The 26,559-nt window shown below is 75.1% G+C and carries 30 protein-coding genes and 1 pseudogene; 18 read left to right on the forward strand and 13 right to left on the reverse strand.

Annotation, left to right across the window (positions count from 1 at the left end; all coding sequences use genetic code 11):
- Window positions 1–20: 20 nt before the first annotated feature.
- A complete protein-coding gene (locus tag ACFZBX_RS09700; protein ID WP_391532640.1) occupies window positions 21–251 on the reverse strand; it encodes a hypothetical protein in 231 nt (76 codons plus the stop codon).
- Between the two features lie 127 nt (window positions 252–378).
- Here ACFZBX_RS09700 and ACFZBX_RS09705 point away from each other — a divergent pair, with 127 nt between their 5' ends.
- From ACFZBX_RS09705 to ACFZBX_RS09740, 8 genes are all read left to right on the forward strand, one after another.
- Window positions 379–966 (forward strand): RNA polymerase sigma factor, encoded by a 588-nt coding sequence (locus ACFZBX_RS09705; protein WP_391532642.1) that lies wholly within the window; start codon window positions 379–381, stop codon window positions 964–966.
- On the forward strand, window positions 963–1,811 hold the full coding sequence (locus tag ACFZBX_RS09710) for a zf-HC2 domain-containing protein (RefSeq protein ID WP_391532644.1): 849 nt from the start codon (window positions 963–965) through the stop codon (window positions 1,809–1,811). Before ACFZBX_RS09705 ends, ACFZBX_RS09710 begins: the two co-directional genes overlap by 4 nt.
- Window positions 1,808–2,644, forward strand: a complete 837-nt coding sequence (locus tag ACFZBX_RS09715) for an ATP-binding cassette domain-containing protein (RefSeq protein ID WP_391532646.1) — start codon at window positions 1,808–1,810, stop codon at window positions 2,642–2,644. Before ACFZBX_RS09710 ends, ACFZBX_RS09715 begins: the two co-directional genes overlap by 4 nt.
- On the forward strand, window positions 2,641–4,029 hold the full coding sequence (locus ACFZBX_RS09720; RefSeq protein ID WP_391532647.1) for a hypothetical protein: 1,389 nt from the start codon (window positions 2,641–2,643) through the stop codon (window positions 4,027–4,029). Before ACFZBX_RS09715 ends, ACFZBX_RS09720 begins: the two co-directional genes overlap by 4 nt.
- A 53-nt stretch (window positions 4,030–4,082) precedes the next feature.
- Window positions 4,083–4,580: a hypothetical protein gene (locus ACFZBX_RS09725; protein WP_391532649.1), complete on the forward strand. Its 498-nt coding sequence runs from the start codon at window positions 4,083–4,085 to the stop codon at window positions 4,578–4,580.
- Between the two features lie 298 nt (window positions 4,581–4,878).
- Complete coding sequence (locus ACFZBX_RS09730) at window positions 4,879–5,409, forward strand: GNAT family N-acetyltransferase (protein ID WP_391532650.1); 531 nt, start codon at window positions 4,879–4,881, stop codon at window positions 5,407–5,409.
- A gap of 4 nt (window positions 5,410–5,413) precedes the next feature.
- Window positions 5,414–6,133 carry a hypothetical protein gene (locus ACFZBX_RS09735; RefSeq protein WP_391532652.1) on the forward strand — a complete coding sequence of 240 codons (720 nt, stop codon included), beginning with the start codon at window positions 5,414–5,416 and terminating at the stop codon, window positions 6,131–6,133.
- Entirely contained in the window at window positions 6,130–6,885 is a 756-nt protein-coding gene (locus ACFZBX_RS09740; protein WP_391532653.1) for a class I SAM-dependent methyltransferase, read from the forward strand. Before ACFZBX_RS09735 ends, ACFZBX_RS09740 begins: the two co-directional genes overlap by 4 nt.
- 234 nt (window positions 6,886–7,119) lie before the next feature.
- On the opposite strand, the gene ACFZBX_RS09745 is transcribed toward ACFZBX_RS09740, so the two are convergent.
- Window positions 7,120–7,770, reverse strand: coding sequence for a hypothetical protein (locus ACFZBX_RS09745; protein WP_391532655.1), 651 nt, complete (start codon window positions 7,768–7,770; stop codon window positions 7,120–7,122).
- A 94-nt stretch (window positions 7,771–7,864) separates the two neighbouring features.
- Between ACFZBX_RS09745 and ACFZBX_RS09750 the strand changes: the two genes are divergently transcribed.
- A complete protein-coding gene (locus ACFZBX_RS09750; protein WP_391532656.1) occupies window positions 7,865–8,407 on the forward strand; it encodes an MOSC domain-containing protein in 543 nt (180 codons plus the stop codon).
- Window positions 8,408–8,541: 134 nt separating this feature from the next.
- Here ACFZBX_RS09750 and ACFZBX_RS09755 read toward each other — a convergent pair.
- The 4 genes and pseudogenes from ACFZBX_RS09755 to ACFZBX_RS09770 form a co-directional block, all read right to left on the reverse strand.
- Window positions 8,542–8,823: pseudogene (locus tag ACFZBX_RS09755) on the reverse strand (ATP-grasp domain-containing protein); the annotation flags it as partial.
- A gap of 91 nt (window positions 8,824–8,914) precedes the next feature.
- Window positions 8,915–9,061 carry a hypothetical protein gene (locus ACFZBX_RS09760; RefSeq protein ID WP_391532657.1) on the reverse strand — a complete coding sequence of 49 codons (147 nt, stop codon included), beginning with the start codon at window positions 9,059–9,061 and terminating at the stop codon, window positions 8,915–8,917.
- A gap of 49 nt (window positions 9,062–9,110) precedes the next feature.
- Complete coding sequence (locus ACFZBX_RS09765) at window positions 9,111–9,587, reverse strand: hypothetical protein (protein WP_391532659.1); 477 nt, start codon at window positions 9,585–9,587, stop codon at window positions 9,111–9,113.
- Window positions 9,588–9,604: 17 nt separating this feature from the next.
- A complete protein-coding gene (locus tag ACFZBX_RS09770; protein WP_391532661.1) occupies window positions 9,605–10,324 on the reverse strand; it encodes a TioE family transcriptional regulator in 720 nt (239 codons plus the stop codon).
- A 78-nt stretch (window positions 10,325–10,402) separates the two neighbouring features.
- Here ACFZBX_RS09770 and ACFZBX_RS09775 point away from each other — a divergent pair, with 78 nt between their 5' ends.
- A complete protein-coding gene (locus tag ACFZBX_RS09775; RefSeq protein WP_391532663.1) occupies window positions 10,403–11,431 on the forward strand; it encodes an erythromycin esterase family protein in 1,029 nt (342 codons plus the stop codon).
- Here the strand turns inward: ACFZBX_RS09775 and ACFZBX_RS09780 are convergent.
- From ACFZBX_RS09780 to ACFZBX_RS09795, 4 genes are all read right to left on the reverse strand, one after another.
- Entirely contained in the window at window positions 11,342–11,602 is a 261-nt protein-coding gene (locus ACFZBX_RS09780; protein WP_391532664.1) for a DUF397 domain-containing protein, read from the reverse strand. The genes ACFZBX_RS09775 and ACFZBX_RS09780 overlap by 90 nt on opposite strands.
- Complete coding sequence (locus tag ACFZBX_RS09785) at window positions 11,602–12,372, reverse strand: hypothetical protein (protein ID WP_391532665.1); 771 nt, start codon at window positions 12,370–12,372, stop codon at window positions 11,602–11,604. The genes ACFZBX_RS09780 and ACFZBX_RS09785 overlap by 1 nt, the downstream gene beginning before the upstream one ends.
- Before the next feature lie 85 nt (window positions 12,373–12,457).
- On the reverse strand, window positions 12,458–12,913 hold the full coding sequence (locus ACFZBX_RS09790; protein ID WP_391532666.1) for a hypothetical protein: 456 nt from the start codon (window positions 12,911–12,913) through the stop codon (window positions 12,458–12,460).
- A 6-nt stretch (window positions 12,914–12,919) separates the two neighbouring features.
- Entirely contained in the window at window positions 12,920–13,318 is a 399-nt protein-coding gene (locus ACFZBX_RS09795) for an ASCH domain-containing protein (RefSeq protein ID WP_391532668.1), read from the reverse strand.
- Between the two features lie 188 nt (window positions 13,319–13,506).
- Between ACFZBX_RS09795 and ACFZBX_RS09800 the strand changes: the two genes are divergently transcribed.
- Together ACFZBX_RS09800 and ACFZBX_RS09805 are read left to right on the forward strand one after the other, a co-directional pair.
- Complete coding sequence (locus tag ACFZBX_RS09800) at window positions 13,507–14,307, forward strand: siderophore-interacting protein (protein WP_391532670.1); 801 nt, start codon at window positions 13,507–13,509, stop codon at window positions 14,305–14,307.
- A 155-nt stretch (window positions 14,308–14,462) separates the two neighbouring features.
- Window positions 14,463–15,005 carry a hypothetical protein gene (locus ACFZBX_RS09805; protein ID WP_391532671.1) on the forward strand — a complete coding sequence of 181 codons (543 nt, stop codon included), beginning with the start codon at window positions 14,463–14,465 and terminating at the stop codon, window positions 15,003–15,005.
- A gap of 226 nt (window positions 15,006–15,231) precedes the next feature.
- Here ACFZBX_RS09805 and ACFZBX_RS09810 read toward each other — a convergent pair whose 3' ends face one another.
- On the reverse strand, window positions 15,232–15,897 hold the full coding sequence (locus tag ACFZBX_RS09810) for an RES family NAD+ phosphorylase (RefSeq protein ID WP_391532673.1): 666 nt from the start codon (window positions 15,895–15,897) through the stop codon (window positions 15,232–15,234).
- A gap of 4 nt (window positions 15,898–15,901) precedes the next feature.
- Window positions 15,902–16,561: a hypothetical protein gene (locus ACFZBX_RS09815; protein WP_391532674.1), complete on the reverse strand. Its 660-nt coding sequence runs from the start codon at window positions 16,559–16,561 to the stop codon at window positions 15,902–15,904.
- Between the two features lie 300 nt (window positions 16,562–16,861).
- Between ACFZBX_RS09815 and ACFZBX_RS09820 the strand changes: the two genes are divergently transcribed.
- From ACFZBX_RS09820 to ACFZBX_RS09840, 5 genes are read left to right on the forward strand one after another with little or no spacing between them, the layout of a single operon-like run.
- Window positions 16,862–18,256, forward strand: coding sequence for a hypothetical protein (locus ACFZBX_RS09820; RefSeq protein ID WP_391532675.1), 1,395 nt, complete (start codon window positions 16,862–16,864; stop codon window positions 18,254–18,256).
- A complete protein-coding gene (locus ACFZBX_RS09825; RefSeq protein ID WP_391532676.1) occupies window positions 18,246–20,420 on the forward strand; it encodes an AAA family ATPase in 2,175 nt (724 codons plus the stop codon). Before ACFZBX_RS09820 ends, ACFZBX_RS09825 begins: the two co-directional genes overlap by 11 nt.
- Window positions 20,408–21,094 (forward strand): 4Fe-4S cluster-binding domain-containing protein, encoded by a 687-nt coding sequence (locus tag ACFZBX_RS09830; protein WP_391532677.1) that lies wholly within the window; start codon window positions 20,408–20,410, stop codon window positions 21,092–21,094. Before ACFZBX_RS09825 ends, ACFZBX_RS09830 begins: the two co-directional genes overlap by 13 nt.
- Complete coding sequence (locus ACFZBX_RS09835; protein ID WP_391532678.1) at window positions 21,082–21,636, forward strand: FHA domain-containing protein; 555 nt, start codon at window positions 21,082–21,084, stop codon at window positions 21,634–21,636. Before ACFZBX_RS09830 ends, ACFZBX_RS09835 begins: the two co-directional genes overlap by 13 nt.
- Before the next feature lie 29 nt (window positions 21,637–21,665).
- Window positions 21,666–24,869: a hypothetical protein gene (locus ACFZBX_RS09840; protein WP_391532680.1), complete on the forward strand. Its 3,204-nt coding sequence runs from the start codon at window positions 21,666–21,668 to the stop codon at window positions 24,867–24,869.
- A 527-nt stretch (window positions 24,870–25,396) separates the two neighbouring features.
- On the opposite strand, the gene ACFZBX_RS09845 is transcribed toward ACFZBX_RS09840, so the two are convergent.
- Window positions 25,397–25,969 carry a TetR/AcrR family transcriptional regulator gene (locus ACFZBX_RS09845; RefSeq protein WP_391532681.1) on the reverse strand — a complete coding sequence of 191 codons (573 nt, stop codon included), beginning with the start codon at window positions 25,967–25,969 and terminating at the stop codon, window positions 25,397–25,399.
- 132 nt (window positions 25,970–26,101) lie between these two features.
- Between ACFZBX_RS09845 and ACFZBX_RS09850 the strand changes: the two genes are divergently transcribed.
- The gene (locus ACFZBX_RS09850; RefSeq protein WP_391532683.1) at window positions 26,102–26,551 is read left to right on the forward strand and encodes a nuclear transport factor 2 family protein; all 450 of its coding nucleotides are present in this window, start codon (window positions 26,102–26,104) and stop codon (window positions 26,549–26,551) included.
- The last annotated feature ends 8 nt before the right edge of the window (window positions 26,552–26,559 follow it).

The following is a 26,559-nucleotide window of genomic DNA, read 5'->3' on the forward strand; positions in this document are numbered from 1 at the left end:
TCATCATGACACCTGAAGTGTCATTTGGGAACCCGTGCGATCGCGTCGTCCTCCCGATTCCGGCCCAGCACGCGGAACCGCAGGTCGAGCAGGTCGATGCAGTCGCGGAACTCGGGCGTCGGCGCCCCCGCGTGCTGCCGCATCGCCTTGAGCGCCGGAATGTTGCGCCCCGCCGTGATCAGCCGGTCCACCTCGGCGCGACCCTCGGCCGGAATCCGCTCCCACAGCAGGTGCTCCACGGTGTTCTCCATGGCGGCAGTGAACCGGCCCGCCTGCCCGCGGGTCCACCGCATTTCCGAACCGGGCGCCCCGCCTCCCCGTGTGACCGGGATCACGCCGAACCGAAAACCCGCAGGTCCGGCCCGGCGTCTAACAGGTGTGAAACGCGCCAAGGCGGCACCGCCGCAGGAACTGGACGAGGAAGCCCTCCTCCACCGGGTCGCCCGGGGGGACCGGGCCGCCTTCGAGGAGCTGTACCGTCGCACCTCGCCCTGGCTGGCCGTGCGGCTGCGGCGCCGCTGTGCCGACGAGCAGCTCGTCGCCGAGGTCATGCAGGAGACCTACCTGGCGGTGTGGCGGGCCGCCGGCTCCTTCGCCGGCAGCCGTACCGTCGGCGTCGGCGTCGGCGGCACCGGCGGTACCGCCGTCGGCTGGCTGTGGACGATCGCCGCCCGCCGCCTCGTCGACGCGTTCCGCCGCCGCGCCCACCACGCCGAGCCCCCGCCCGCAGCCGCCCCGCACCCCGTGGCGCCCGCCGCCGAGGAGGAGGCGCTGGTGACGACCGTCGGCGGCGACGTCGGGGACGCCCTGCGCCGCCTCGCGCCCGAACTCCGGGACGTGCTCCAGGCGATGGTGCTCGACGGACTGTCCGTCCGGGAGACCGCCGTGGTCCTCGGACTGCCCGAGGGCACGGTCAAGACCCGCGCCCGCCGGGCCCGGATCGCGATGCGGGAGGAACTGGCATGAGCGCGGACCACGCATCGGCACGGCTCATCGACGCCTACGCGCGCGGCGCCGCCGGCCCCGCCACCAGCCCCGCCGCCGGCCTCGCCGCCGACGAGGTGTGGGCCCTGGAAGCGCACCTGGAGACCTGCCGGACCTGCCGCGACCGGCTGTCCGCCGCCGTCACCGCCACCGCCCCCGCCGTCACGGCACTCACCGACGCCGTCTGGGCCGGCCTCGCACCCCACCTGGCCCAGGCCACCCCCGCACCCCCGCGCCGCCGGCTCGCCGCCCGCCTCGCCACCTGGACGACACCCGCCATGACCCCGTGGCTGGCCATGCTCCTGGCCGTCACCCTGCTCGCCCTCCTGCTGGACCTCGCCGGCCCCGCCACCGGCCCCGGCCAGGTCCCCCTCCTGCTGCTGCTCGCCCCCGTCCTGCCGGTCGGCGGCGTGGCGCTCTCCTGGTCACCCGCCCTCGACCCCGCCCACGAACTCACCGCCGCCACCCCGCGCGCCGGCCTCGCACTGGTGCTGCGCCGCACCGTCGCCGTGCTCGCCGTGGTGATCCCCGCCCTGTTCGCGGCCGGCTGGGCGACCGGCCTGACGGCCGCGCAATGGCTGCTGCCCTGCCTGGCGTTCACCACCACCACCCTGGCCCTCGGCGGACTGATCGGAACCGCCCGCGCCGCCCTCGCCCTCGTCCTCGCCTGGGCCGCTGCGGTCGTGGCCCCTGCCCTGGCCGCCGACCGCACCCCCGTCGTCCTGCGGGCCGAGGCCCTGCCCGCCTGGGGCCTGCTGCTCGCGCTCGGCGCCGCCGTCGTGGCCGCCCGCCGCCGCGCCTACGCCACCCGGGCGGACCACCGATGAACATCCGGAAGGAGCGACAGCGCACGATGCGCGCAGTGAACCCGGCGGACCTCGCCCCCACCACCTACGCCTGGGAGATCCGGGCGAGCGGACTCCAGGTCAGGGCCGGCCGCAAACGGCTCGCCGTCGACGGCCTCGACCTCGCCCTCGGCCCCGGCGTCCACGGCCTGCTCGGCCCCAACGGCGCCGGAAAGACCACCCTCATCCGCGCCCTCGCCACCGTCCTGCGCCCCGCCGGCGGCGAACTGGAACTCCTCGGCCACCCCCTCGGCGGACCGGGCGACCACCGCGCACTGCGCCGCCGGATCGGCTACCTGCCGCAGGAGTTCGGCTACTACAAACGGTTCACCGTGAGGGAGTTCGTCGAGTACATGGCCTGGCTGAAGGAGGTGCCCGCCGCCGACATCCCCGCCGCCGTGCAACGCGCCGTCGAACGCGTCGGCCTCGCCGACCGCGCCGACGAGCGCATGAAAGCCCTCTCCGGCGGCATGGTCCGGCGCGCCGGCATCGCCCAGGCCATCGTCAACGACCCGGCCGTCCTGCTGCTCGACGAACCGACCGTCGGCCTGGACCCGGCCCAGCGGCTGCGCCTGCGCCAACTGCTCCAGGAACTGGGCACGGACGCCTGCGTCCTCGTCTCCACCCACCTGGTCGAGGACGTCGCCGCCGCCTGCACCGACGTGCTGCTGCTCGCCGAAGGGCGGCTGGTCTTCCACGGCACACCCGGCCGACTCGCCGCCGCCGGCGGCCCGGAACACGAGGGCGACACCCCGTTGGAACGCGGCTACTCCGCCCTGCTCGCCGCCCCCGCACGCACCGGGGGTGCCTGGTGAGCCTCCCGACCGGCGTGCTGCGCACCGAACTCCGGCGCTCCGTCGCCCCCTGGGCCGGCGCCACCGTCCTGGCCGTCTCGCTGGCCCTCCTCGAACTCGGCTCCGGGCCATGGTCGAAGGGCGCCACCCTGTGGACGGCCCAGTGGACGTCCATGGCCCTGTGGACCCGCCACCTGCTGATCCTCCTGTGGCCGCTCGCCCTCGGCCTCGGCGCGCTGCAGGGCCTGCGCGACCACCGCTCCGGCACCGCCGAACTGCTCGCCGCCACCCCGCGACCGGCCCGCCACCGCGCCGCAGCCCTCGCCGGCCCGACCGCCCTCGCCCTTGCCGGGGCCTTCCTGCTGCTCGTCCTCCTCGGCGCGGTCCGGGCGCTCGCCGGAGGCACCGCGACCACCGGCGCCGGCTGGCTGCCGATCCCGCTCGTCGGCGCGCTCGCCCTCGCCGCCGGCGCCGTCCTCGGCATGGGGGTCGCCCGCGTCCTGCCCTCCGTCCTCACCCCGCCCGCCCTGGCCGTCGCCGCCTTCGCGCTCACCAACGCCCTGCGCCAGACCACCGACGCCGCCGTGCCGACCTCCGCCGTCCCGAACCGGCTCTCCCTCCTCTCGCCGGCCACCGCAGACGTCCGCCAGACCTTCCTGACCCTCTCCGCCCCCGTCCACCTCGGACAGGCCCTCTGGCTGCTCGGCCTGGCCGCGACGGGCCTCGCCCTGCTGGCCGCCGCCACCCGCCGCGCCCGGCTGCTCGCCCTCACCCCGCTCCTCGCGGGCGGGGCGCTCGCGCTGCTCGTGCTCCCCGCCGACCCCCGCGACACCTACGTCCTCGACCGCGCCGAGACCGCCCAGGTCTGCGACGGCCCGGTCTGCGTGACGGCGGCCCACCGCTCCCGCCTCGACGAACTCGCCGGCCCCGGACGGGACGCGCTGGGCCTGCTGCGCACCGCCCTCGGCGACCGGGCGCCGACCGCCGTCCGCGAGACCACCGCCCCGCGCGCCATCAGCGCCACGCCGGAACGCCCGCGCGACGCGCTGCTCGTCGACTTCGACGACCCGGTGCTCGCCGCCGCCGGGGGAGAGGCGCTGACCCGGGCCCTGGTCGGCCAGGGCATCGCCCCGCTCTGCCACCCCCGCAGCGACCGCGAGAGCGGGACGCTGCAGGGGACGGTCGCCCAGAGCATCGCCGCCGCCTGGGTCCTCGGCGACCTGCGGCCGCTCGACGGGACCATGCACAGCGCGCAGGACCAGACCGACCTCGCCGCCCCAACCTGGCAGGCGTTCAGCGCGCTGCCGCCCGCCGAACAGCGGCAGCGGATCGCCGCCCTGCACACCGCCGCCGTCTCCTGCACGGACGACCCGCTGGACGCGCTGGCGGGCGGTGCGGCCCGGTGAGGTGGCTTCTCCTGTACGCGCGCTCGCGCCGACTTCCGTTCGTATTCGGCGCGTTGGCATTCCTCGCGGCGCTCACCCGGCTCGCCGACGGGCGCCTCGGGGGCAGCCCGCGCCTGTCCGCCCTCGTCCTCGCCGCCGGGGCGATGGCACTCTCCGCCGGCCTCGGCAGCCCGGACCCCGCCCTGGACCGCACCGCCGCCCTCCGCTGGCCACCCCGCCGAGCCGCCCACCTCCTGCTCGGCACCGCCCTCGTCGCCGCCCTCCTGCCACCCGGCCCCCTCGCCCTCACCCTCCGCGACAGCGCCGGCCTCACCGGCCTCGCGGCCCTCGGCGCCACCTGCTTCGGCCGCCCTTACGCCTGGCTGCCCCCCTTCGCCTGCCTCGCCGTCGCCTTCGTCCTCCCACCCGCCCCGGACCTCGCCACCCGGCTCCTCACCTGGCCCCTCCACCCACCCGGCACCACCACCGCCACCCTCACCGCCCTCACCCTCGTCACCTCCGGCACCGCCGCGTACGCCCTCGCGGGGCCTCGGCGAAGGCTCGGTGAATGAACACCCACGGTCACCGGCCCCGCCGGCCCGACGTCCCTTCCCCTCGGGTCCCTTGACTTCGGGTGCGCTCCACCCCCCAGCCTCTCGGCCATGCCGAAGGCATTGGTGACCGGCGGAACCGGCCGGCTCGGGCTCGCCGCGTCCTCGACCCCGCCGCCATGCGCCCGCCCGCCGTCCGGCCCGCCTCCCCGCCCGCCGTCGGCGTCCACGACCGGCGCGTCGTCGCCACCGACCTCCACCGCCCCGGCCCGGCGAAACCCGCTTGCCCCCGAGCACGCGATCACCTTGGCTGGACGCCATGACCGACCTGCACACCGACCGCCTCCTGCTGCGCCGCTGGCGCGACTCCGACCTCGAACCCTGGGCGGCGATGAACGCCGACCCCGAGGTCCGCGAACACCTCGGGGATGTCCTCACCCGCGCGGAGAGCCATGTGTCCGTCGCCCGCTACGAAGCCGACTTCGCGCGACGCGACTACGGATGGTGGGCCGTCGAGGTCCGGGCCACGGGGGAGTTCATCGGCTTCGCGGGCCTCGACGACATCGACGACGGCCTGCCGTTCACCGGCGTCGAGATCGGCTGGCGGCTCGCCCGGTCGGCCTGGGGCCACGGCTACGCCACCGAGGCCGCCCGGGCGGTCCTCGCGTTCGGCTTCGAGACGCTCGCCCTGCCCGAGATCCTCGCCGTCACCACGGTCCGCAACCTCCGCTCCCAGGCGGTGATGCGCCGGCTCGGCATGACCACCGACCCGGCGGACGACTTCGAGGACCCCCACGCCCCCGGCCCGCTGCGCCCGAGCGTCCTGTACCGCCTCACCCCGGCCGGCTGACACGGTGCTGCTCCCCGCCTTCCCGCGCACGCCCCTGAAGCCCGTCGAACGGCCCGCGATCACCACGCCGTTCGGCCCGCTCACCTTCACGACGACCCTCGGGGGCGCCGCTCTTCCGCCGCTTCCCGGCGAGCTGTTCGAGCTTCCGGGCGGCGGCCTGATCGCCCGGTGGAGCCACCCCTCGGCCCGCGTCGAACTGCTGCTGGCCGCGTACGATCCCGAGCTCGACCCGGAGACCTGGGGGCCGCTGACCGGCTGTCAGGCGGCGGTCTGGCGGATCGACGCCCTGGCCGCACTCACGCGGGTGCGGTTCGAGGCGTCGCTGCCGCCGGAGCTCCCCGAGGGTGCCGACGCCGTGTGGGACGGCGGGCAGGCGCTGGCCGCGGTCACCGTCGAGGACGAGCGGACCCGCCTCACCGTCGGCGGCCACGACGAGGAGGCGATGTGCTGGGAGGGCGAGACACGTGAACGGCCGCGGCGCTGGGCCGCCCTGCTCGACGACGTCTACGCCCGGTCGTTCAACGGCTGGGGCGTCGACTTCGGCGACCACCACGGCATGACGTGGACCCTGCCGCCGCTGGAGGCCGGCGAGCACTGCGAACTCCCGGTGGTGGCCGCCTCGGGGTTGGCCGACGACGAGACCGAGAACACCTGGTGCGCGGTCGGCCCCTCCTCCACGTTCCTGCTCCGGCAGGTCGCCGACCGGGCTAGGCTGCGGCGATGACGCGTTCCACCGGCGATGCCGAGATCCCCCTCCCGCCCGCGCCCCCGGTTCGGGTGAACGACTACGACGGCTTCGCCGAGGAGTTCTCGGCGGAGACCGAGAACAACCTGCTCAACGCCTACCACGCCCGGCCCGCGATCCTCGCCCTCGCCGGTGATGTGACCGGCCGTCGCATCCTGGACGCCGGCTGCGGCTCGGGCGCCCTGTCCGCCGACCTGCACGACGCCGGTGCCACCGTCACCGGCATCGACTCCAGCGCCGGCATGCTGGCGCTGGCCCGCCGCCGTCTCGGCGAGGACGCCGACCTGCACGTGGGCGACCTGGGCGAGAGCCTGCCGTTCGAGGACGGGGCCTTCGACGACGTGGTGGCGTCGCTGGTGCTGCACTACCTGGAGGACTGGGGGCCGACGCTCGCCGAGATGCGCCGGGTGCTCAGGCCCGGCGGCCGCCTGATCGCCTCCGTCCAGCACCCGTTCGTCGACTACGCGATCCAGAACCCCCGGCCCGACTACTTCGCCACCACCAGCTACACCGACGAGTGGTCGTTCAACGGTCAGTCCTACCCGGTGACCTTCTGGCGCCGCCCCCTGCACGCGATGACCGACGCCTTCACCGCCGCCGGCTTCCGCCTCACCACCCTCAGCGAACCCCAGCCCGACCCGGCCGCCCGCGAGTTGTTCCCCAAGGACTTCCAGCACCTCTCGACCAAGATGAGCTTCCTCTTCTTCGTCGTGGAGGTCCCGGAGCCCTGACGGCCGCAGCCGACCGAGTCGGCCCGAGCAGGCCCGTGCCGACCGGAGTATCGAACGTCGTCCTCGTCCTCGTCCTCGTCCTCACCGAACCGCCGCCGGCTCTCTGCCTCCGGTGACCTCCCTTCGTCGCCGCGCTGACCGTCCTGTGGTCGCGCCCATGGCCCGGCCTGAGTACGTGCACTCACGACCGGCCGTGGCCGTCCGAGGGAATGTCCAGGTCCGCGATCTCCGAGGTCACCGGTCGTGCCAGTGGACCAGCAGGAGGTCCTCGACGCACAGGACCTTCCGCCGGTCGCGGTGGTGGAGGTCGAGGCCGGGGAGGCGGATGGCGCCGGTGGGCTCGTCGATCCAGTGGAAGCCCGCTGCGGCGAAGGCCCTCCGGACGTGGCGGTCCTGGTCGCTGCCGCCCACGAAGGGGCCGAGGGGCGAGAGGAACAGTTCGCCGGGCCGTCGATGGTTGCGCAGGCCGCCGGTGTAGAGGATCACGTCGAAGTGGCCGTCGACCTCGTCGGGGTACAGGTCGCAGGGCATCGGCCGTTGCGGGGTGCGGCCGGCGGTGGCGAGCGCGATCATCGCGCGGCCGCGCAGTTCGACGGCGTCGACCGGCGCGGGCGGCTCGGTGCAGAGCGCTTCGACCTGCCAGCGCGGATCGCTGGTCGCCGCGGCCCGCCGGGGTGCGTACGCGTGCACGACGGCCGCGCGCACGTCCTCGGCAAGCCCGGGCACCTCCACCCGCGGCCGACCCAAATCCTCGTACGAAAGCCGCAGTTCGGCGGTGTCCCCGGTCCGCCTGTGCCGCGCCAGCACGGCCCGCAGCCGCTCCTCGGTGTCCCGCTCATCGGCGAGGGCCGTTCCGTCCGTGATCTCGTCCGTGATCTCCTCCACGGACTCTTCCACGCCGACGGCGGGGCGGACGGTTGCGGGGCGGCAGGCATAGGGTGTCGGGTGGATCACCACCCCCAACGGGAGGTTTGTACGGATGAGTGGGACGGTCGCCGCGGTCAGCAGCAACGGGGAGTACTCCTTCACCAAGCCGAACCGGGAGAGCATCACGCTGCTCGCCGGGCTCGGCGTGGAGGGGGACGTGCACGCGGGGGTGACCGTCAAGCACCGGTCGCGCGTCGCGCAGGACCCGACGCAGCCGAACCTGCGGCAGGTCCACCTCATCCACGAGGAGCTGTTCGCCGAGGTCGGGGAGCGCGGATTCGCGGTGGCGCCGGGGCAACTGGGCGAGAACGTCACCACGCGCGGGATCGACCTGCTCGCCCTGCCGGTCGGCACGCTGCTGCGGATCGGGGCGGAGGCGGTGGTGGAGGTCACCGGGCTGCGCAACCCGTGCCTGCAGATCGACCGCTTCAAGGGCGGTCTGCTGAAGGAGGTCGTCGGGCGGGACGAGGCCGGGAACGTGGTGCGCAAGGCCGGGATCATGGGCGTGGTCCGCACGGGCGGGGCGATCCGGCCCGGCGACGCGATCGAGGTCGAACTGCCGGCCGAACCGCACCGCCCCCTCGACCGCGTCTGAGCCGGTCCTGCCTGACCCGGTCCTGCCGGATCCGGGCCTAGCGGACCGCCTCCGGCACCGGCCGCGCGCAGCACGACGTCGAGCACCTGGTCCTGGTCGCAGGCGTAACCGCCGCTCGCCCAGGCCGGGTTGGCCTCGACGACTGGCCAGCCGCCGCCGTCGAGCCGGCCGACGTCGACCACGGCGGCGCTCGGCAGGCCGCCCGCCGCCAGGACGTCCGGTCCGATGTTCGGCGAGACCGCGAGCGAGCCCGCCACGGCGTAGCGGCTCGCCGCCCGCACCTCGCCGTCCAGCACGAACAGCCGGTACTCGCTCGCGAACGTGACCGCGTCGCTGACCAGCACGAGGGTGTCGTCGTCAAGGGCGTCCGGGCCGGGCAGGCCGCTGCCGTCGGGGTGGACCCGCGCCGGGAACAGCTTGTCGGCCGGCGGCTTGAGGAACGCCGGGCGGCTCCAGCGGCACGACGTCGAGCACGCCGGCGGCGACGTCCGCGAACAGCGGCCCGCCCTACAGGTGCGCGGGCCGCAGCCCGGCGAGCTCGGCCGGGACCTCCCAGCGCACGGCGGTGTGCGCCCGCAGCCCGCGACGGCGGGCGCGGGTGAGCAGCTGGAGGCCGGTCTCGTTGATCCGGGGCGCGAGCATCAGGAGCGTCATGGGTCGCCATGGTGGTCCACCACGCGCGGCCCTGGCCAGCGGATTTCGGTCAGTACCGGGGCCGGTTGCGGCTCAGGTCGCGGGCGTGCACCAGGGCCTCGCGGACCAGGGCGGAGAGGCGGGCGATGCCTTCGGGAAGGGTGCAGTGCTGTGGGAAGGCGTCGACGGAACGCCACTCGCCGTCGGTGAGCGGTGGCATCGGCCTCCCGGGTTCGATGCTCTCGGGGAGGGCGGGCAGGCGGACCAGGAGGGTGCCGAGACCGGCCGCGACGACGGCGGCCACGCCCTCGAACGCCAGGACCGGCATGCCGTAGAGGCCTTCCACGGGGTGACGCGGCGCCAGATCGGAGAGCCGGTCGCAGAGGTCCGGGTGGGTGTGGAGCTGCCAGGGGCCGAGCGTGTAGTCGCCCGGGCCGCTGGGCGGGGTCGCCTGCTCGCGGAGATGGGCGACCAGCGCGCGGTTCTCCGGGGCGTCGAGGAGCGTCGGGGCGGGTGCGGGGGCGGGGCGGCGCTTCCGCTTGGGCATGCGAACGATGGTAGCCCTTACAGTGCAAGGTAGTTGTGGAGATGCGCCGACGCCTTCAGCATCGCCAGGCCGCGGTCCGTGAGCCGCTGCTGCCAGCCGGCGAGCGCGGCGGCGAGGGCGCTCGTCCCGCCCGCCGTGCGGATCTGTTCGACGACGGCCGCGATGTCCGCCAGCCGGTAGCCGCCGCGGCGCAGCAGGTGGGCGAGGTCTGCGTCGCGGACGTCGCTCGCGTCGAAGAGGCGGTAGCCGGTGGCGGGGTCGCGCGCGGGGCGCAGGATGCCGGCCGCCTCCCAGGCGCGCAGGGTGGCGGGGGTGAGCCGCAGGCGGTGGGCGAGTTCGCCGATGGTGCGGGGGAGGGGGTCGCCGGGGTCCCCGGGGGCGGTCGCCGCCGTCAGGTGGCCGACGGCGGCGCGGACCGCGGTGAGGGTCTCGCGGTCGCGGAGCAACTGGCCGTGGCCGCGGTGGACGGCGGTCAGGGCGTCGTCGGTCCGGCCGTCGTGGAGGGCGTTCATGATCGCGCCGGCGGTGCGGTGGCCGTACGCGCGGACGAGTGCGAGGAAGGTGCGCAGCGCCGCCGCGTGCAGTTCGGTGTAGATCCGGTACCCGGTGGGGGTCCGCTCGGCGGGCGGGAGGAAGCCGTCCTGCTCGTAGTTGCGGACGGCCTGGGCGGAGAGGCCGTGCTCGCGTGCGAGGTCGGCCGGCCGGAGGTTCCTCGGCCTGTCGGGGTTGCTGGCCACTTTGAGACTTTACAGGGGATTCCTCGGGCCGAGACCGCAAAAGTCTCAACCGCTCTTTCAAAGATACGATTGAGGCTCATGACACAGGACATCGGAGACTTCCTGCCCTCGTCGTGCGGCCTGGTGGCGCTCGGCGAACCGACCCACGAGGAACCGGCCTTCGGGCGGGCCCGCAACGAGCTGTTCGGCGCGCTGGTCGAGCGGGGCTTCCGGTCGATCGCCCTGGAGACGGACCGGGTGGCGGCTCTGGCCGTGAACGCCTTCGTCCGGGAGGGGGCGGGGTCGCTGGAGGGCGTGATGCGCGAGGGCTTCACGCACGGCTGGGGTGCGCAGGAGCCCAACCGGGAGTTGGTGGCGTGGATGCGCGAGTACAACCGGAACCGGCACAGGGAGGAGCGCCTGGCGTTCCACGGCTTCGACGCCCCGACCGAGAACACGACGGCCCCGAGCCCGCGCCCGTACCTGGAACACGTCCGCGACTACCTGGGGGCGGAGGTGGACGTGGCGGCCCTGGCGGGGGACGACGAGCGGTGGAGCCGGGCGGAGGCGGTGCTGGACGCGGCGATGTCGCCGGGCGCGTCGGCGGAGGCGGACGGGCTGCGGGCGGTCGCGGACGATCTGCTGGGGGTGCTGTACGCGCGGGCGGCGGAACTGATCGCGGCCACGTCGAGGGAGGAGTGGGAGACGGCGCGGACGTACCTGACGGCGGGAGCGGGGCTGCTGCGGTACCACCGGCAGGCGGCACGGCCGATGGAGGCGGGCGAACGGCTCGCGGGGCTGCTCGGCACGCGGGACGAGATCATGGCCCGGAACCTGCTCGCGATCCGCAGTGCGGAGGCGGGGAGGGGAGGGACGTTGGTGTTCGCCCACAACAGCCACCTCCAGCGGAGCGAGAGTGTGTGGCGGATGGGGGAGAAGGACGTGACCTGGAACGGCGCGGGTCGGATCGTGGCGGCGCTGGTGGGCGGGAAGGACTACTTCTTCGTGGCGGGGGCGTTTGGCGGCCCCGGTCAGTGGTCACTGACCCCGGTGGATGAGGTCCCTCGGCGGGAGAAGCCCCCGCTCGTCGATGCCGACCTCGTCATGCAGGTCCCGGAGGCGGACTGAGGTGAACGCCCGGAGTGGGAAGTCGGCGCCGCCGACCTCCCACTCGGGGGGTCGGCCGGGGCAGCGGCGGTCGAACTCCCCGGTACGGACGGCGGTCACGAAGGACTGCCAGGCGTCGGAGGGGAAGAGGAGGGCGGGGCCGTCGGGGTCCTTGGAGTCGCGGACGGGCATCAGGCCGGGGTGTCCGTCGGCCACCTCGGTGCACTGGCCGCCGCGGCCGGCTCCGGTGACGGCGACGGGATGCCGTGCGTCTCCCAGGGCCAGGACTCCGGGGGCGGGCCGAAGGCGCGGCGGCCGGCCCGTACGGTCAGGGTGGCGATGGCGGCGTTGGCGCCACCGCCGATCACCGCGCCGATGCCGAACGGTGCCACTCGGCCGAGAACGATGATCCCCTGCTTGGTCCCGTACTTCGTGACGAAGTTCCTCCCCAGGATCCTGTTGATCTGACGCAACGTCTCCATCGGCACCTTGGCGACCACCTGACGCCCCCAGTACTGCCCCGTCCGCTCGGCGACCTTGCTGATGGTGGCGGATCCGCTCCCGCCGAGCATGACTCCCATCACGATCGTTCGGCGGCGCTCGAGTTCGTCGATGGGGACTCCGTGGACCTCGGCGAGCGAGAGCGCGAAGAGGGCGCTCAGTTCAAGAGACGAGAACGCCTCGCCCGCCGACAGCGCCAGCGCGACACCCGTGCCGACGCCGGGCGCCGCCGCGGTTCCGCCGACTGCCGCACCCGTCCCGGTCAAGGCGCTGACGAACATCCGCTCCAGATTGCGGATCACCTCTGCCGGCGTCGCCTCCGGGTTCCGCTGGCGGGCCCGGGCGATGTTCTTGCGCACCAGTTGGCTCTGTATCTCGATGGCCTTGTCCAGGAGGTCGAGGACTCGCCCCCCAGAGGACGCTGCTGCCGGATCCGGTTCGTCGGGAGCACCTGCTGCCATGCCTTGAACTCCTTGGGTCGTCACGTTCCGCAGAGTCTCCCACCCGAACCGGTCGAGTGGACCTTGCTTCCGGTGAACGAGACCCTCAGGCGTCCGCGAGCCGTTCATGGAGGTCCTCGCCGAAGCGCGAGCGGTGGACGCCGTGGGCGATGGCCCCGGGGGACTGGTAGCCCCGGTGCTCCGGGTTCGAGACCTCCCCGTCCCACGGCGCCACCTGGTCCGGCGCCGCCCGCCCCAGGTACAGCTGCGCTGCCGCCTCAAGGCCCAGGTCCCCCGCGATCACCGCGCCCCACAGCCCGCGGCCCTGGCCGACCACCCACAGGCACAGGTCCTCGGTGCTGTCCTCGGACCAGACGTCCCCGTCCACGCTCACGCCCTCCGCGAAGTCGGCCAGCGAGTCCGCCGCGGACTCGTACGCGAGCGCGAACGCTTCGAGGACCTCCCGCGGTTGGGAGCCCAGCCACGACTCCAGGGCCGACAGGCGTGGCCGGGTCGCCTCCAGGACGTCCCAGAACCAAGCGGGAACGTGATCCGGTTCCATCGGCGGTCAGGGGGCCTCGACGAGGCGGAAGGCCAGGCAGACCACGGCGGTGTCGTCCGCCACCCGGGTGCCCAGCCGCTCCCAGTAGCCGCGGTGGCCGGTGCGCCACTCCTCCAGGGAGGCGTCGCCCTCCCCCTCCGCCCGGGCGTGCTCCCAGGTCACCTCGGCGAACGGCTTCACCTCCACGCCGGTGATCTCGATGACGCCGACGGACCGGCCGTCGTCGTCCAGTAGCACCAGCCGTTCACCGGGGTACTCCAGGCCCTCGGCCTCCTCGGCGTACTCGGCCAGCAGGCCGGTGGTGGCGGTCTTGCGGCCGGCCAGCGCCAGGGAGTTCAGCTCGGCCCGGATTCCGCCCGGGGTGCCGAGTTCCATCGAGCGCATGCCGTTGACCCGTGGCCACATTCCCTCATCGCCCCTTCCGAGCGCCGCCGACCGGCCGATCGTCCTGAGCACAGACGATAGGGGAGCGAGGCGGCCGTGCGGGGGCGAACACCCCATCAGGTAGGTTAGCCTTACCTAAATTGATGTGAGAGGAGACGGCCCTGACCAGCACCACCGCCCCCGCGCGCTTCCTGCTCTTCCCGCTCCAGGTGGTCCGGGCCACCCGGGTCACCCCGCACATGGCCCGGATCACCCTCGGCGGCCCCGCCCTCGCCGGGTTCGTCAACGGCGGCCTCGACCAGCGGGTCAAGCTCCTGCTGCCGCTCCCCGGGCAGACCGAACCCCTGATGCCCGAGGGCGAGGAGGAGTTCGGCTGGTACCAGAGCTGGCGCGCCATGGACCCCGCCGTCCGCCCGGTGCTGCGCACCTACACCGTCCGCGCGCAGCGCCACGACCCCGACGAGGTCGACATCGACATCGCCGTCCACGGCGACCACGGGCCCGGCTCGCGCTGGGCGGGGACGGCGGCGCCCGGGGACCGCGTGATCGTCTGCGGACCGGCGATCGAGGAGGCCGGCGGCGTCGAGTTCCAGTTGCCCGACGGGGCGGACTGGGTGCTGCTCGCGGGGGACGAGTCCACCCTGCCCGCCGTCGCCGCGATCCTCGACGAACTGCCCGAGAGCCTCCCGGTGAGGGTGTTCGCCGAGGTCGAGGGGCCGCAGGAGCACGCCTACCTCCCCGCCGGACGCCCCGGCACCGAGATCACCTGGCTGCACCGGGGCACCCCGGGAACGCCCGCGCTCCCGGACGCCGTCCGCGCCGCCGACCTGCCGGACGGCACGCCGTACGCGTGGATCGCGGGCGAGGCGGCGGGCGTTCGCGAACTGCGCCGCCACCTGGTCGGCGAGCGCGGCTACGACCGGCGGGCCGTCTGCTTCATGGGCTACTGGCGCCTCGGCCGCACCGAGGACCAGCGCACCGACGAGCCGGTGGAGACGGACGCGGACTGACGGCGGGGAGTCCGGATTCGAGGGACGTCGAAAGGCCTGGCCCGGCCGGCTCGCGCACGGCGAGACTGGCCGGGCCGACGCGGTCCCGAGCGGGCGCGGCGGCACGGTACCCGTCCCACGCAGCAGCGACTCCAGGCTTCAGGAGAGTGCCCGTCATGAGAATCGCGCGTTTCCTCGTTCCCCGCGCCGGTGTCGCCGCCGGTGCCGTGCTGATGGCGGCCGGGCTGCTGGGCGGTCCCGCCCAGGCCGCCGACGGCGCCCCGGCCGCGAGCGCCCCCGCCGCTGCCGCGGCCACCGCGGTGTCGGACGCCAACCAGACCGTCATCTACGGCACCGCGGGCCTGAACCGCGGCGAGAGCTGGTCCTCGCCCGACGGCAGCACCGTGCTGTACCAGCAGTGGGACGGGCACGTGGTGCTCTACAAGAACAACGTCGCCATCTGGACGGCCGTCGGCACGCACGGCGTCGGCACCTACCTCTACATGCAGGCCGACGGGAACCTCGTCGCGTACGACGCCGCCATGCGCGCGGTGTGGAACAGCCGCACCGCGTACAGCCCGGGCGCCTACCTCGCCGTCCAGAACAGCGGCAACCTGGTCATCTACGCGGGCAGCACCCCGATCTGGTGGTCCAACTACCGCCCCGGCGGCACCGGCCCGGTCGACCCCGAGTGCCGCCCGGGCCGCCTCTGCCCGTGACCCGGTTGCGCGGGTAGTCCCGCACCCCCGCAATCCCGCACCCCCCGTGATCCCGCCCCGCCCGGCCCCCGTCCGGGCGGGGCGTTCCTTTCCGGTCGGCCCTTCCCCGGACTTTGCAAAGTGACACTTTGCAAAGTCCGGGGAAGGAGGCGTCTAAGGGCTGTGAACTGGGGTTATGGACACAGCACTTTGCAAAGTGTGACTTTGCAAAGTGCTGTGTGGTGCGCTACCCGCGCGGGCGGTCGATCCGGGTGCGGGCCGGGGCGAGGAGACGGTCCAGCAGCTCCGCGCCCTCGGCGGTGTCCAGGGGGACGGGCGCGCTGCCGGCCGGCTTGACGAGCGGGGTGGCGGCGTCGCGCTCGTAGAGGATGCAGGCGCTGCTCCCGACGTCCCGCTTGGACGGCCAGCGCAGGCCGGCCGCCCACGGCGCCTGGCCGCGGATCCAGGCCGCCCAGCGGCGCGTGCGCGGGTACGCCTCGGGCGTGGAGTGGATGAGCCACTCGTCCTGGTGGACGGCCGCGAGCTGGTCGAGCGTCATCAGGGCGACCAGCGGGATGTCGCACGTGGTCTCGATCCGCGACAGCACCCGGCCCCGCACCGAGGCGCGCCGGATCCGCCGCCAGCCGCGCTCGTCGAACGGGACCCCGCGGACCAGCGTCTCCATCACCGCCGTCCGCTCCGAGAACCCGGCGTACAGGTACGGCAGGTGGGTGCCGTCGCCCTCGTAGGAGCAGAACCGGCCGCCCTCGTAGTGGGTGTCGGACGGGTTCGGGTTGAACGAGGTGGCCGGGTACGCGGCGGAGTGCACGCGGTACATGACGGTGCCGGCGGGCACCACCTCACGGCACGGCTCGGCGCGCACGGCCGAGGCGGGGACCTTCACGTCGGGCATGTCCTCACCACTCCGCGATCTCGGCGCGGGCGGCGGCGAGCAGCGTGCGCTCGCCGTCGGTGCCCAGCAGGCGGGCGGGGACGGTGTCCAGCCAGGCGTTGGCGCCGAGCCACCAGTCGGCCACGCCCCAGGGGTCGTCGGCGGCGTCGAGCAGGCGGTTGACGGCGACGACGACGGGCAGCGGACGGCCGGAGGCGCCGTCGAACTGGAACGCCGGGAGCCGGACCGTGCCCTGGTGGTCGGTCAGCCTGATGAGGTCGGGGTCGCCGGGGTCGCGTCCGCCGGCCCGGTAGTCGGCCGCGGTGACGGAGTCCGCGGCGAGCAGCCAGTCGTCGGCGTCGTCCGGGGGCGTCGAGGCGGGGTGGAGCAGGTTGGCGAACCCCGCCACGAGGGCGGCGTGCCCGTCGGCCGGGGTCCTGGTGACGGGCTGGGAGGCGTCGCCGTCCCGGGTGAAGCGCACGTTGTCGTCGAACAGCTCGCTCACCGGGTGCCCCTCCGGGAGGGCGGCGCGCACCAGCCGGACCATCTTGCGCGCGATGCGCACCGGGTCGCCGGTGGTTTCCTCGGCGAGCGCCCTGATCTGGTCCAGCAGTCTCAGGTCGATGATCGACCGGATCTCGTCCCAGTGCGCGCGCAGCGTCGCCAGCACGTCCTCCGGCTCCATGGCCCCCACCTCCCCGCCCGAACCCGATCCTCTGCCCGTCGGCTGTGCGCCAGGGTAGCGTGCCGGGGGCGCCGCCCGGGCCGTGATCTCGGATTCGCAAAGGCTGAACGGCTCGTGTGCGTCTGCGGCATGATGGTGCCTCAGCAGCAGCTCGGGGGCGGTGCCGGTTCGCGCGCGGTCGACCGTCGCGTGTCGTCACTCACGACCCGCACCGGCCCCGGCGGCGCGCGCGGGGTCCGGACCGTCGGTGTGCCCCCAATCCGTGCCGCAGGTCACGAACTCGCGCTCGGAAGGCGGCCGGTGAGCAGTTCCGCGGGATACGGGTGGTCCTATGTCGACCAGGAGGCCGAGCGCCGCCGCCAGTTGCGGGCCCGGCTGGCCGCCGAGGCCCAGCGCGCCGAGAACCTCCGGCGGGCCGAGGAGCGGCGGTCGGAGCTGCGCGCCCGGCTCGGCGAGTTGAGCGAGCAGGCCCAGGGGCTGCGCGGCGAGGCCAGGCAGCTGCGGCGCGCGTACCGGACGGCCCGGGTCACGGTGGAGAAGGTCACCGTCGGGGCGGGGGCGGACGAGGCCGAGCTGGCGCGGGCGATCGAGCGGGCACGTGCGGCCAACGCCCGTGCGGCGCGGGAGCTGGCGGAGGCGGTGCAGGACGTCTGGTCGGCGGTGCTGCCGGAGGCGGTGGCCGAACCCGAGCGCCCGCGTCAGGCCCGAAAGGTGAACAACGGTGTCACCGCCGAGGCCACCGGGGCCACCGGGGCCGCCGAGCACGAGCGGGCCGAACGGACCGAGCGGGTCCGCGCCGGCGCCCTCGCCGAGGCGCAGGCGATCCTCGACCGCGACGTGCCCCGCTGCGACCCGGCCGACCTCGAACGCGTCGCGGGCCTGGTGCGCTCCCTGAAGGCCGCCGGCACCGTCTCCGACGTGCGGACGACGCTCACCGACCTCGCCGCGCTCGTCCAGCACTCGGTCCAGCGCCGCGCCCGCGAGGAGGAGTACGCCGAGCTGCGCGCCGCCCTGGTGGAACTGGCCCAGGACGCGGAGCCGGCCGACCGGGACCGGCTGGTCGACGACCTCGCCGCCGCCGACGACCCGGCGTACCTGCGGCCCGCCGTGGAGGCGGCCGTCGCCCGGGCCGACGCGCGCCGCAACCGCGCGCCGGTGGCGGAGGCGCTCGCCGAGGTGCTGCGCGCCCGGGACTACCAGGTCGGCGACGGCTTCGCGGACCTGCTCGCCGAGGAGGGCGAGGCGGTGGTGCCGTTCGGCGACCCGGACCCAGGCGCCGGACAGGCGGCGGCCGGCGCGGGGGACACCGACGGCGAACCGCCCGCCTCCGGGTACGGGTTGCGGCTGGTGCTGTCGCCGGACCGGGCGACCCTGTCCACGGCCGTGGTCCGCCGCGACGACACCGGCACCGGTGACCCGGAGCAGGACGAGGAGCAGGACGAGGCCGTCCAGCAGTGGTTCTGCGACGAACAGTTGCCCGCCATCGAGGACGGCGTCCGCGAGCGCGGCGTACGGCTGGAGCGGACGTCGGCGATGCCGCCGGGCGTGCTGGCCGCCGGGCTCGCCCCCGGCGGGTGGTGGCCGCAGCCGCCGTCCGAGGCCGCTCCGCCGCGCCGCCGCAGGAAGGCGGGCGGCACCAGGCAGGAGTCGGCCGCCGTCCGCAACAAGCCGCAGGAGCGCCACCGTGACCGCTGAGCCCCCGCCCCCGCCCGCGGACCACGCGGACCTCGCGGACCTGCGCAAGGACGCCCCGCCGCATGCCGCCGAGGACAACCCCGGCCCCACCACCCCCAGCTGGATCCGCGAACTGGACATGGCGCTCACCGTCTACCCGCAGGTGCTGCTCACCGGCAACGTCCGGGACCAGTACCTGCTGCCCGACGACCACGCCGCCGGCAGCAGCGGGACGCTCGCGCCGTACAGCCTCGGCGGGGTCATCGAGTCGATGTGCGCCGCCCGCGGCTACGGTGCGATCGCCTTCGTCGACCAGGTCAACGACCACATCGCCCTGCTGCGGCTGACCGCCACTCCGGAGCAGGTTCCCCGGGTGATCCGGGACTTCGTGGAGCGCGACGAGCGGTGGCGGCGCGGCGGGGGGCAAGGGGCGGATGGGGCGGACGGGGCGGACGGCTCCGGCGAGGACGACGGCGAGCCGGACATGATGGACCGCCTGCGCGACACGATGGTCGGCGTCGTCCAGCACCCCGGGCCGCCGATCGCCTTGGTCGTCCCGTACGCCGGCCGGATCGGCTCGCCGCAGGCGCCCGCCGCCGGGGAGGTCGCCCGGCTCCTCGCCGCCGCCGAGGAGTTGGGCCACGTAGCCCGTCCGGTGCAGGGCGCGACCGCGGTCACGCCGTACAACACGGTGTTCTGGGTGGTCGAGCGGCAGGAGGAGCTGCCGAGGGAGTTCGCGGTCGGCAGCCGCGCCCTGCGGGTGATCAACGTGCCGCAGCCGCCGCACGACCAGCGGCTGGCCGCCGCCCGGCACGTGGTCGGCGGGCTCGCCCGCTATCAGGCGGCGACCGGCGGGCCGTCGCTCACCGACGACGAGACCGAGGTGGCGGCCAAGGCGCTCGCCGACTCCTCGCACGGGATGGGAAGTTCGGAGGTCATGGCGATCGGCCGGATGGCCCTCGACCGCAGCATTCCGGTGCAACGGCTCGACGAGGCCGCCCGCCTGTACCGGATCGGCGTGCTCGACAACCCGTGGGCGACCGCCGCACTGCGCGAACGCATCGCCGGCGGCGAGGAGTTCCTCAACAGCAGGGTGATCGGACAGCCGCACGCCGTCCGCCGCACGCTGGAGATCTTCATGCGCTCGGCGGCCGGGCTCAACGGCGCCCAGGCGTCCAGCTCGCCCAGCCGGCCGCGCGGCACGCTCTTCCTCTCCGGTCCGACCGGCGTCGGGAAGACCGAACTCGCGAAGGGCGTCGCCGAGATGATCCTCGGCAAGGACGCCCGGCCGATCCGCTTCGACATGAGCGAGTTCGCCGAGGAGCACGCCCGGGACCGCCTGATCGGCGCCCCGCCCGGGTTCGTCGGCCACGACGCGGGCGGCGAACTCACCAACGCCGTGCGGGCCAACCCGATGAGCGTGCTGCTCTTCGACGAGATCGACAAGGCGAACCCCCGGCTCTTCGACCTCTTCCTGCAGATCCTGGAGGACGGCCGCCTCACCGACGGGCGCGGCGCCACCGTCTACTTCACCGAGTGCGTGCTGATCTTCACCTCCAACCTCGGTGTCAAGGCCGTCGTGGCGGACGACCCGGCGAACGGCGCGGCCGGCGAAGGAACGGGCGCGACCGAAGCGGCCGGGGACGGCGCGGGAGGGACCGGGGCAGGAGGGACCGGGGCAGGGGGGACCAGGGCAGGAGGGACGGGCGCAACCGCCCCGCGCACCACCAAACGCGAGTTCAACCGTCACGACGAGTCGGCGCTGGTCCGTCAGGGTCTGCGCGAAGCCTTCGACGATTTCTTCAACGACCAGATCAAGCGGCCCGAGCTGCGCAACCGCTTCGGCGACAACTTCATCCCGATGGACTTCATGCAGGAGAAGTGGGTGCCGCGCATCCTCGACAAGGCCATCGCCTCGGTGGCGGCCCGCGTCCAGGAGGTCCACGGCGCCGCGCTCACCCTCTCCGACGACGCCTGGGAGGTGCTGCGGGTCGAGGCCACCCGCCGGCTCGACCACGGCGGCCGCGGCGTGCTGACCGCCGTGGAGTCGGCACTGGTCAACCCGCTCGCCAAGGAGGTCTTCCGGACCCCGCCCCGGCGCGGCGAGCGCATCGAGGTGGTCGCCGTGGAGGGCGACGGGGACGGCGAGGGCTACCGGCTGGAGGTCGAACGGTGGCCGGGCTGAACGGCGGGGCCGCCTCCACCACAGCCGTGGTCGCCCAGGTCTCCCGGCCGGTGACCGCGCTCGGCCCCGGCCGGCGGCTCGGCGTCTGGTTCCAGGGGTGCACGCTGGCCTGCCCCGGCTGCATGTCGCGGCACACCTGGGATTCCTCCGGTGGAAGGGAGTTGACGGTCGAGCGGTTCGCCGCGCTGTGGCGGGCCGCGCTCGCGGACGGCCTCGACGGGCTCACCGTCAGCGGCGGCGAACCCCTGGAGCAGCCCGCCGCCCTCGCCGCGCTGCTCGCCGCCGCCGACGCCGAGCGCCGCCGGGCCGGCGCCACCGCCGACCTGCTGGTGTACACCGGCTGGGAACCGGAGGAACTGGCCGCCGACCCGGCCACCGCCGCCGCGCTGGACGGCGCCGACGCGGTGATCACCGGCCGCTACCGCGCCGGGCTGCCCACCCGGCTCGCCTGGCGGGGCTCGGCCAACCAGCGGATGGTCACCCGGACGGCGCTCGGCCGCGAGCGGTACGCGCCCTACCTGGAGCACCGGCCGGAGCGGCCCGAACTCCAGGTCCGGGTGAGCGAGGGCGAGGTCCGGGTGATCGGGGTGCCGCGCCCCGGGGACCTGGGTCGGATCGAACGGGACCTGGTCCGGCGCGGCGTGACCCTTCGGGAGACCTCGTGGCGACCGTGATCTACCGCTGCCCGATGGGCGCGCCGGGGGAGTGTCCGACCTCCGCCACCCGGGGGTACTGCCAGGTGCACATGTTCCAGCAACTGGAGCGGTACGACCCGGCCGAGGACGCGCCACCGCCCGCGCCCACCCCCGCGGCCGACGCGGTCGTCACCCCCGAGCCGGTGACCCGCCCGGCGCGCCCGGCGCGCCCGTCCCGGCCGCCGGCCGCCCGGCTGGCGCTGGTAATCGCGGGGGCGATGCTGCCCGTCCGCGCCGAACACCGGCGCGGGGGCGGCGGACTGGCCGTCGGCCGCGACGAGCCCGACTGCGCGGCCGTCCCCGGCCTGGCCGGCCTCGACCAGCTCTCCCGGCACCACGCGCGGCTGCGCTGGATCGACGGCGCGCTGCACGTCGAGGACCTGGACTCGACCAACGGCACGTTCGTCGACGGCCGCCGGATCACCGGCCCGACCCGGATCGGGCCGGGGCAGCGGCTGCGGTTCGCGATGGACCTGGACGCCCAGCTGATCGAGATCGACGAGTTCGGCGCTCCCCGGTGAGCCGGGGGCGCGAGGAGGAGAACGGCGCGATGGCCGACACACCGCCGGAGCCGAGCCCGCCCACCCGCAAGCAGGGGCGCAAGCAGGGCCGCGCGCCGGGGACTGCGGGGACCGGTGACACCCCTGCCGAGAGCCCGCGCACGCGTGTCCAGCGTGAACGCCCGAACGGCGGGGCCGGCGCCGCCGACAGCGCGGCGAGCCCGCGTACCCGGGTGCAGCGTGAACCTCCGAACGACGGGAACACCGGGGTCGGCCCCGCCGCCCCTGCCGTCCCGGGCCCGCGCACCCGGGTGCAGCGCGACGCCCGCACCCGCGTCCAGCGCCCGGGCGGCCCCGTGCCCCCCACCGAAGCCCCCGCCACCCCCGAAGCCCCCGCCGCGCCCCCCGCCGCGCCGTCCACCGACCCGGCCGACGCCTTCCCCGCCGCCCTCACCGACCGCTACCGCCCCCTGCGCCCCGTCGGCTCCGGCAGCGAGGGCACCGTCTGGCACGTGCGCCGCGCCGACGGCGGCGGCGACGCGGCCGTGAAGGTCGGCAACCCGGGCGTCCGGGCCGACGCCGAACTCCTCGCCCACCTCGCCGGCGACCCGGCCTTCCGTCGGCACGTCCCCGAGATCCTCGGCCACGGCCGGGTCGAGCACGCGGGCGCGCTCTGCGACTGGATGGCGATGGAGTACCTCCCGGTCACCCTCGCCGACCACGTCGCCGAACTGCGCGACCGGCGCCGCCTGGACCGGCCCGGCGAGAGCGAACGGATCATCCGCGAGCTGGTCGACCTGCTGGCCTTCTGGCAGACCACCATCGCCCGCAACCCGGTCGACTTCAAACCCGCCAACATCCTGGTCCGCCCGCCCGGGAAGGGCGGCCGCTCCGCCGCCCAGTTCGTGGTGGCCGACTTCGGCGGCGTCGCCAAACTCACCGCCAGCCGCCGCTTCTCCACCGACATGCAGGTCACCGTCGCCTACATGGCCCCCGAACAGCTCGCCGGCCACAACCACCCGGCCGGGCCGTGGTGGGCGCTCGGCACCATCCTCCACGAGGTGTTCACCGGCGCCGGCCGCTACCGGCGCGCGGACGGCGGGCTGATCAGCGACGAGGCGCTGCAGATCCGGCTGGTGATGGACGCCGAGGTGGACGTCGCCGCGGTCGCCGACGAGCGCCGCCGGCTGCTGCTCCAGGGCCTGTTCACCAAGGACCCGGCCGACCGCTGGACGGCGGAGCAGGTCCGCGCGTGGCTGGCCGGCGGCAGCCCGGAGGTGGTCCGCGCCCGGGTCGACCCGCCGGTGTCCGGGCCTGCCCCGACCGGGCCCGCGCACCGTCCGATCGGCTTCCGCGGCCAGGACTTCCACGACCCGGCCGCGCTCGCCGGGGCGATGCTCGGACGGTCGGCGGACGCGGCGGCGTGGCTGGTCAGCGGCGGGGCGCGGCGGCTGCGCGACTGGCTGCGGGACGAGGTCAAGGACACCGCCCTCGACCTGCACTACCTCAAGGACGCCGAACGCGGCACCCCGGCCGAGAAGTCGGCGGCGGCCTCCCGGGCCGTGCTGGCGCTCGGCGCGGCGTTCACGCCCGGCGCCGTCCCGTATGTCCGGGACCGCCGGGTGGACGCGACCGGGCTGGCCCGACTGGCGGGGGAAGCGGACGGGTTGGCGTTCGTCGACGAGCTGGTCGCCGCCGGTCTGCCCGCGCTCGCCGCCCGCTTCGAGTGCGGGCACGCCGCCTGCCCGGACCGGTCCTGCGCCCGGCTGCTCGGGCTCACCGAGCTCGCGGCGGTGCTGGCCGGCGTCGAGCGCGAGGCCCGCGCCCTCGGCGGGCGCGGCGGTGGCAACGGCGACGGCCGGCTCACCGCGAGCGAACGCAAGACCGCCCGGCGCTGGGTTCTGCTGCTCACCGTCCAGCCGGAGCAGCAGCGGCGCGCCGTCGTCGGGCGGCTCTCCGTGCTGCCGGGCCCGCTCGCCGGGCTGCCCGCGCCCGCCCACGCCGCGGTGGCCGGCGTCGGCGCGGTGGTGGGCGCCGTGGTGGCGCGGATGCGCGGGGGCGGGCGTGAACGGTTCCGCCGCAGCTGGGCGGAGCTGAGCCGGCGGGCGTTCGCCGCCGATCCGGCCACGGCCGACGGCCGGGGCGTGCTCGCCGCGGCGGCCGTGCTCCAGGTGCGCAGCGTCCGGGCGGGCGGTGCGCGGCGCGGACGCAACCGGGGGGAGTGGAAGGCTGACCTGCGCGCCTGGTGGAGCGGCGCACGCAGTGCAATGCCCCGGCGCGCGGTGGCGGCCGTGCTGCTGTTCCTCGCGCTCGGCCTCACGCTCTGGTCGGGGGCGGTCTGGCGGCTCGCCGTCGACTTCGGGACCGGCGCGCAGGTGCTGCCCGACGGCCCGTTCGGCGGCCCGCTGCGGACGGCCGGCGAGACGGCGGCGCGGGCGACGGCCGGCCAACTCGGGGCGGCGCTGGTCGCGGCCGTGGTGGTGACTGCGTTCCCCGCCCGGATCGGACCGCGGGTGCTGTTCCTGACCGTCACCGCCTCCTTCGCCATCGGGTATCTGCGCCTCGGACCGCCGATGACGGTGCTCAGGACGCCGCAGGCGGTGGTCGACCGGGTGGTCATGTTCGAGGGCGGCCTCGGGAGTTGGGCGGGTGTCGGCGCGGTGGGGGCGGTCGTGCTCGCGCTGGTGCTCAACGGGCGCTCGGCGCAATGGCTGCTCGCGCCCGCCCACGCCGCGTCGGAACGCGCGGCGGGCGACCGCCGCCGCCTCGCCGCCCGCCGCCGCACCGCCCGCGCGACCACGGGGCTGCGCGACCGGCTGCTGTTCGGCCTCGGCGGGACGCTCACGCTGACCCTGCTGCTGTGGGCGGCCGTCGAGGTCCGGCTCGCCGTCGTCGACCGAGACCACCACCCCACCCCCGAGTCCTGGGGGACCGGCCAGGCCGGCGCCGCCTACCAGGCCGACTACCTGCTCCTCCTGGCCTTCCTCGCCCTCCTCGCCGCCTGCGCCACCCCCCGCGCGGCCCGCCGCCTCCTGGCCGCCGCCGCCGTGGCCACGACCGCCCTCGCCGCCTGGCCGCCACCCCTCGGCCCCCTCGAAGCCCTCCGCATCCCGGTCCTGTCCCCCCTCTTCCGCAACCTCGCCACCCTCTGGGGCCACTGCGCCTTCTGGGCCGCCCTCCTGATCATGCTCCCCCTCGCCGCCCACCTCGCCCTCTGGACCACCCGCCGCCACCTCACCACCCCCACCCCGTAGCCCCCGTATTCGGCACCGCGTGAACAGGAGGGGGCGGCCCCGGAGGAGCTGACCGCGTACGCCTCCCTGAGGGACGGCGGCGCCTACCAACGCGCCAACCAGAACACGATCCGCTGCCTCGACGACAGCTTCGGCTACGGCCTCCGTGCCATCCCCTGCAACGGGCTGAACTACCATAGCCGGCACCTGACGACATGGTGGTAGCCACCGGACCGGGGCCGTCAGAGCTTGGGCAGGCACCGGGTGTCGGCCTCGGCGGTGACCCCGCCGTCGGCGACGGTGACCGTTGCGTGCGCCTGGAAGCGGCCCATACCGGTGAGCAGCAGGTCCGCGTAGGTCTGGTCGACACGACCGAGGTGGAACTGCGTGTGGATGCGGCTCCACCTGTCCCAGGTCGAGGAGGTCGCGTACCGGCCGCGGACAGACGCCGCCGAGGGCGTGTGCCTGCCAGGAGAGGTCGGCGAAGCTCACCCGGGCGCCCTACGAGCCGCCACCGACATCCCGGGCGGACCGGGACCGGCCGCCCGTCACCGGGGGCGCAGGCCGGTGAGGAGGACTTCCAGGACGCGTTGGCGGGCGGTGGGGTCGGGGGCGAGTTGTTCCAGGGCGGCGTTGGCGCCGATGAGGAGGGCGATGAGTTCGGGGTGGGTAAGGTCGGGGCGGGCGGTGCCGGCCTGTTGGGCGCGGTGCAGGAGGTCGGCCAGCAGGGTGTGGATGGCCGCCGAGGGGGTGCGCAGTGAGGTGTGGACGTCCACGCCGGCCGCCGCGAGGGCCTGGGTGAGCGCGGTCTTGCCGACCGACTGTTCGGCGATCAGCCGGAAGCAGGCGAACAGGGCGTCGGCGGGATCGGACTCGGCGGCGACCCGGGCCACCCCGGCCGCGATCGTCTCCAGCCGGCGCACCATCACCGCCTCCAGCAGTGCCTCCTTGGTGGGGAAGTGCCGGAACAGGGTGCCGACGCCGACCCCGGCGGCGCGGGCGATCTCCTCGGTCGGCACGCCGACGCCGCGGGTGGTGAACACCTCGGTCGCGGCGTCCAGCAGCTTGGCCCGGTTGCGGGCCGCGTCCGCCCGGAGCGGGCGTTCCTGATGGCCGCTCAACTCTCCAACTCCCTCTTCTCGTCGGTGGAATCGACAGGTTCCCGCCTCTGGACAACCGGAGTGGCGAGTCCGTATGTTCTAAACGGAGTCGCTGGTCCGGTTCTGGCGGCGCACATCATTCGGGGGTTGATCATGTCCGAAACACGGTCGCCGCGCGAGGTCTTCCACGCGCTGCTCGACGGCATCACGGCCGGGCGGTTCGCGGAGCTGGACGCCTTCTACGCCGAGGACGCCGTGGTGGAGCGGGTGTTCGAGACGGAACCGCGTTGGGTGGAGGGGCGGGCGGCGCTGCGGGAACGGTTCCTCGCCCTCGGCGAGCACACGCCGCTGGAACTGGCCGCCCGCAACGTCGTGGTCCGGGCGACCGACGACCCCGAGGTGGTCGTCGGCGAATGGGACTACCGCGTCCGCCACCGGGACACCGGGCGGGAGTTGACGGTCGCCAACCTCCAGGTGATGCGGGTGCGCGACGGTCTGATCGTGCACAGCCGGGACGTCCACGACCACCTCGCCCTCGCCCACCTGCTCGGCACCCTGCCGCAGCTGGTGGCGCAGCGGGAGGCGGCCCTGGACGCGCGGTAGCGGGTGCG

Origin of the sequence: Kitasatospora sp. NPDC008115 (assembly GCF_042957205.1) — a bacterium.
Classification (GTDB): domain Bacteria; phylum Actinomycetota; class Actinomycetes; order Streptomycetales; family Streptomycetaceae; genus Kitasatospora.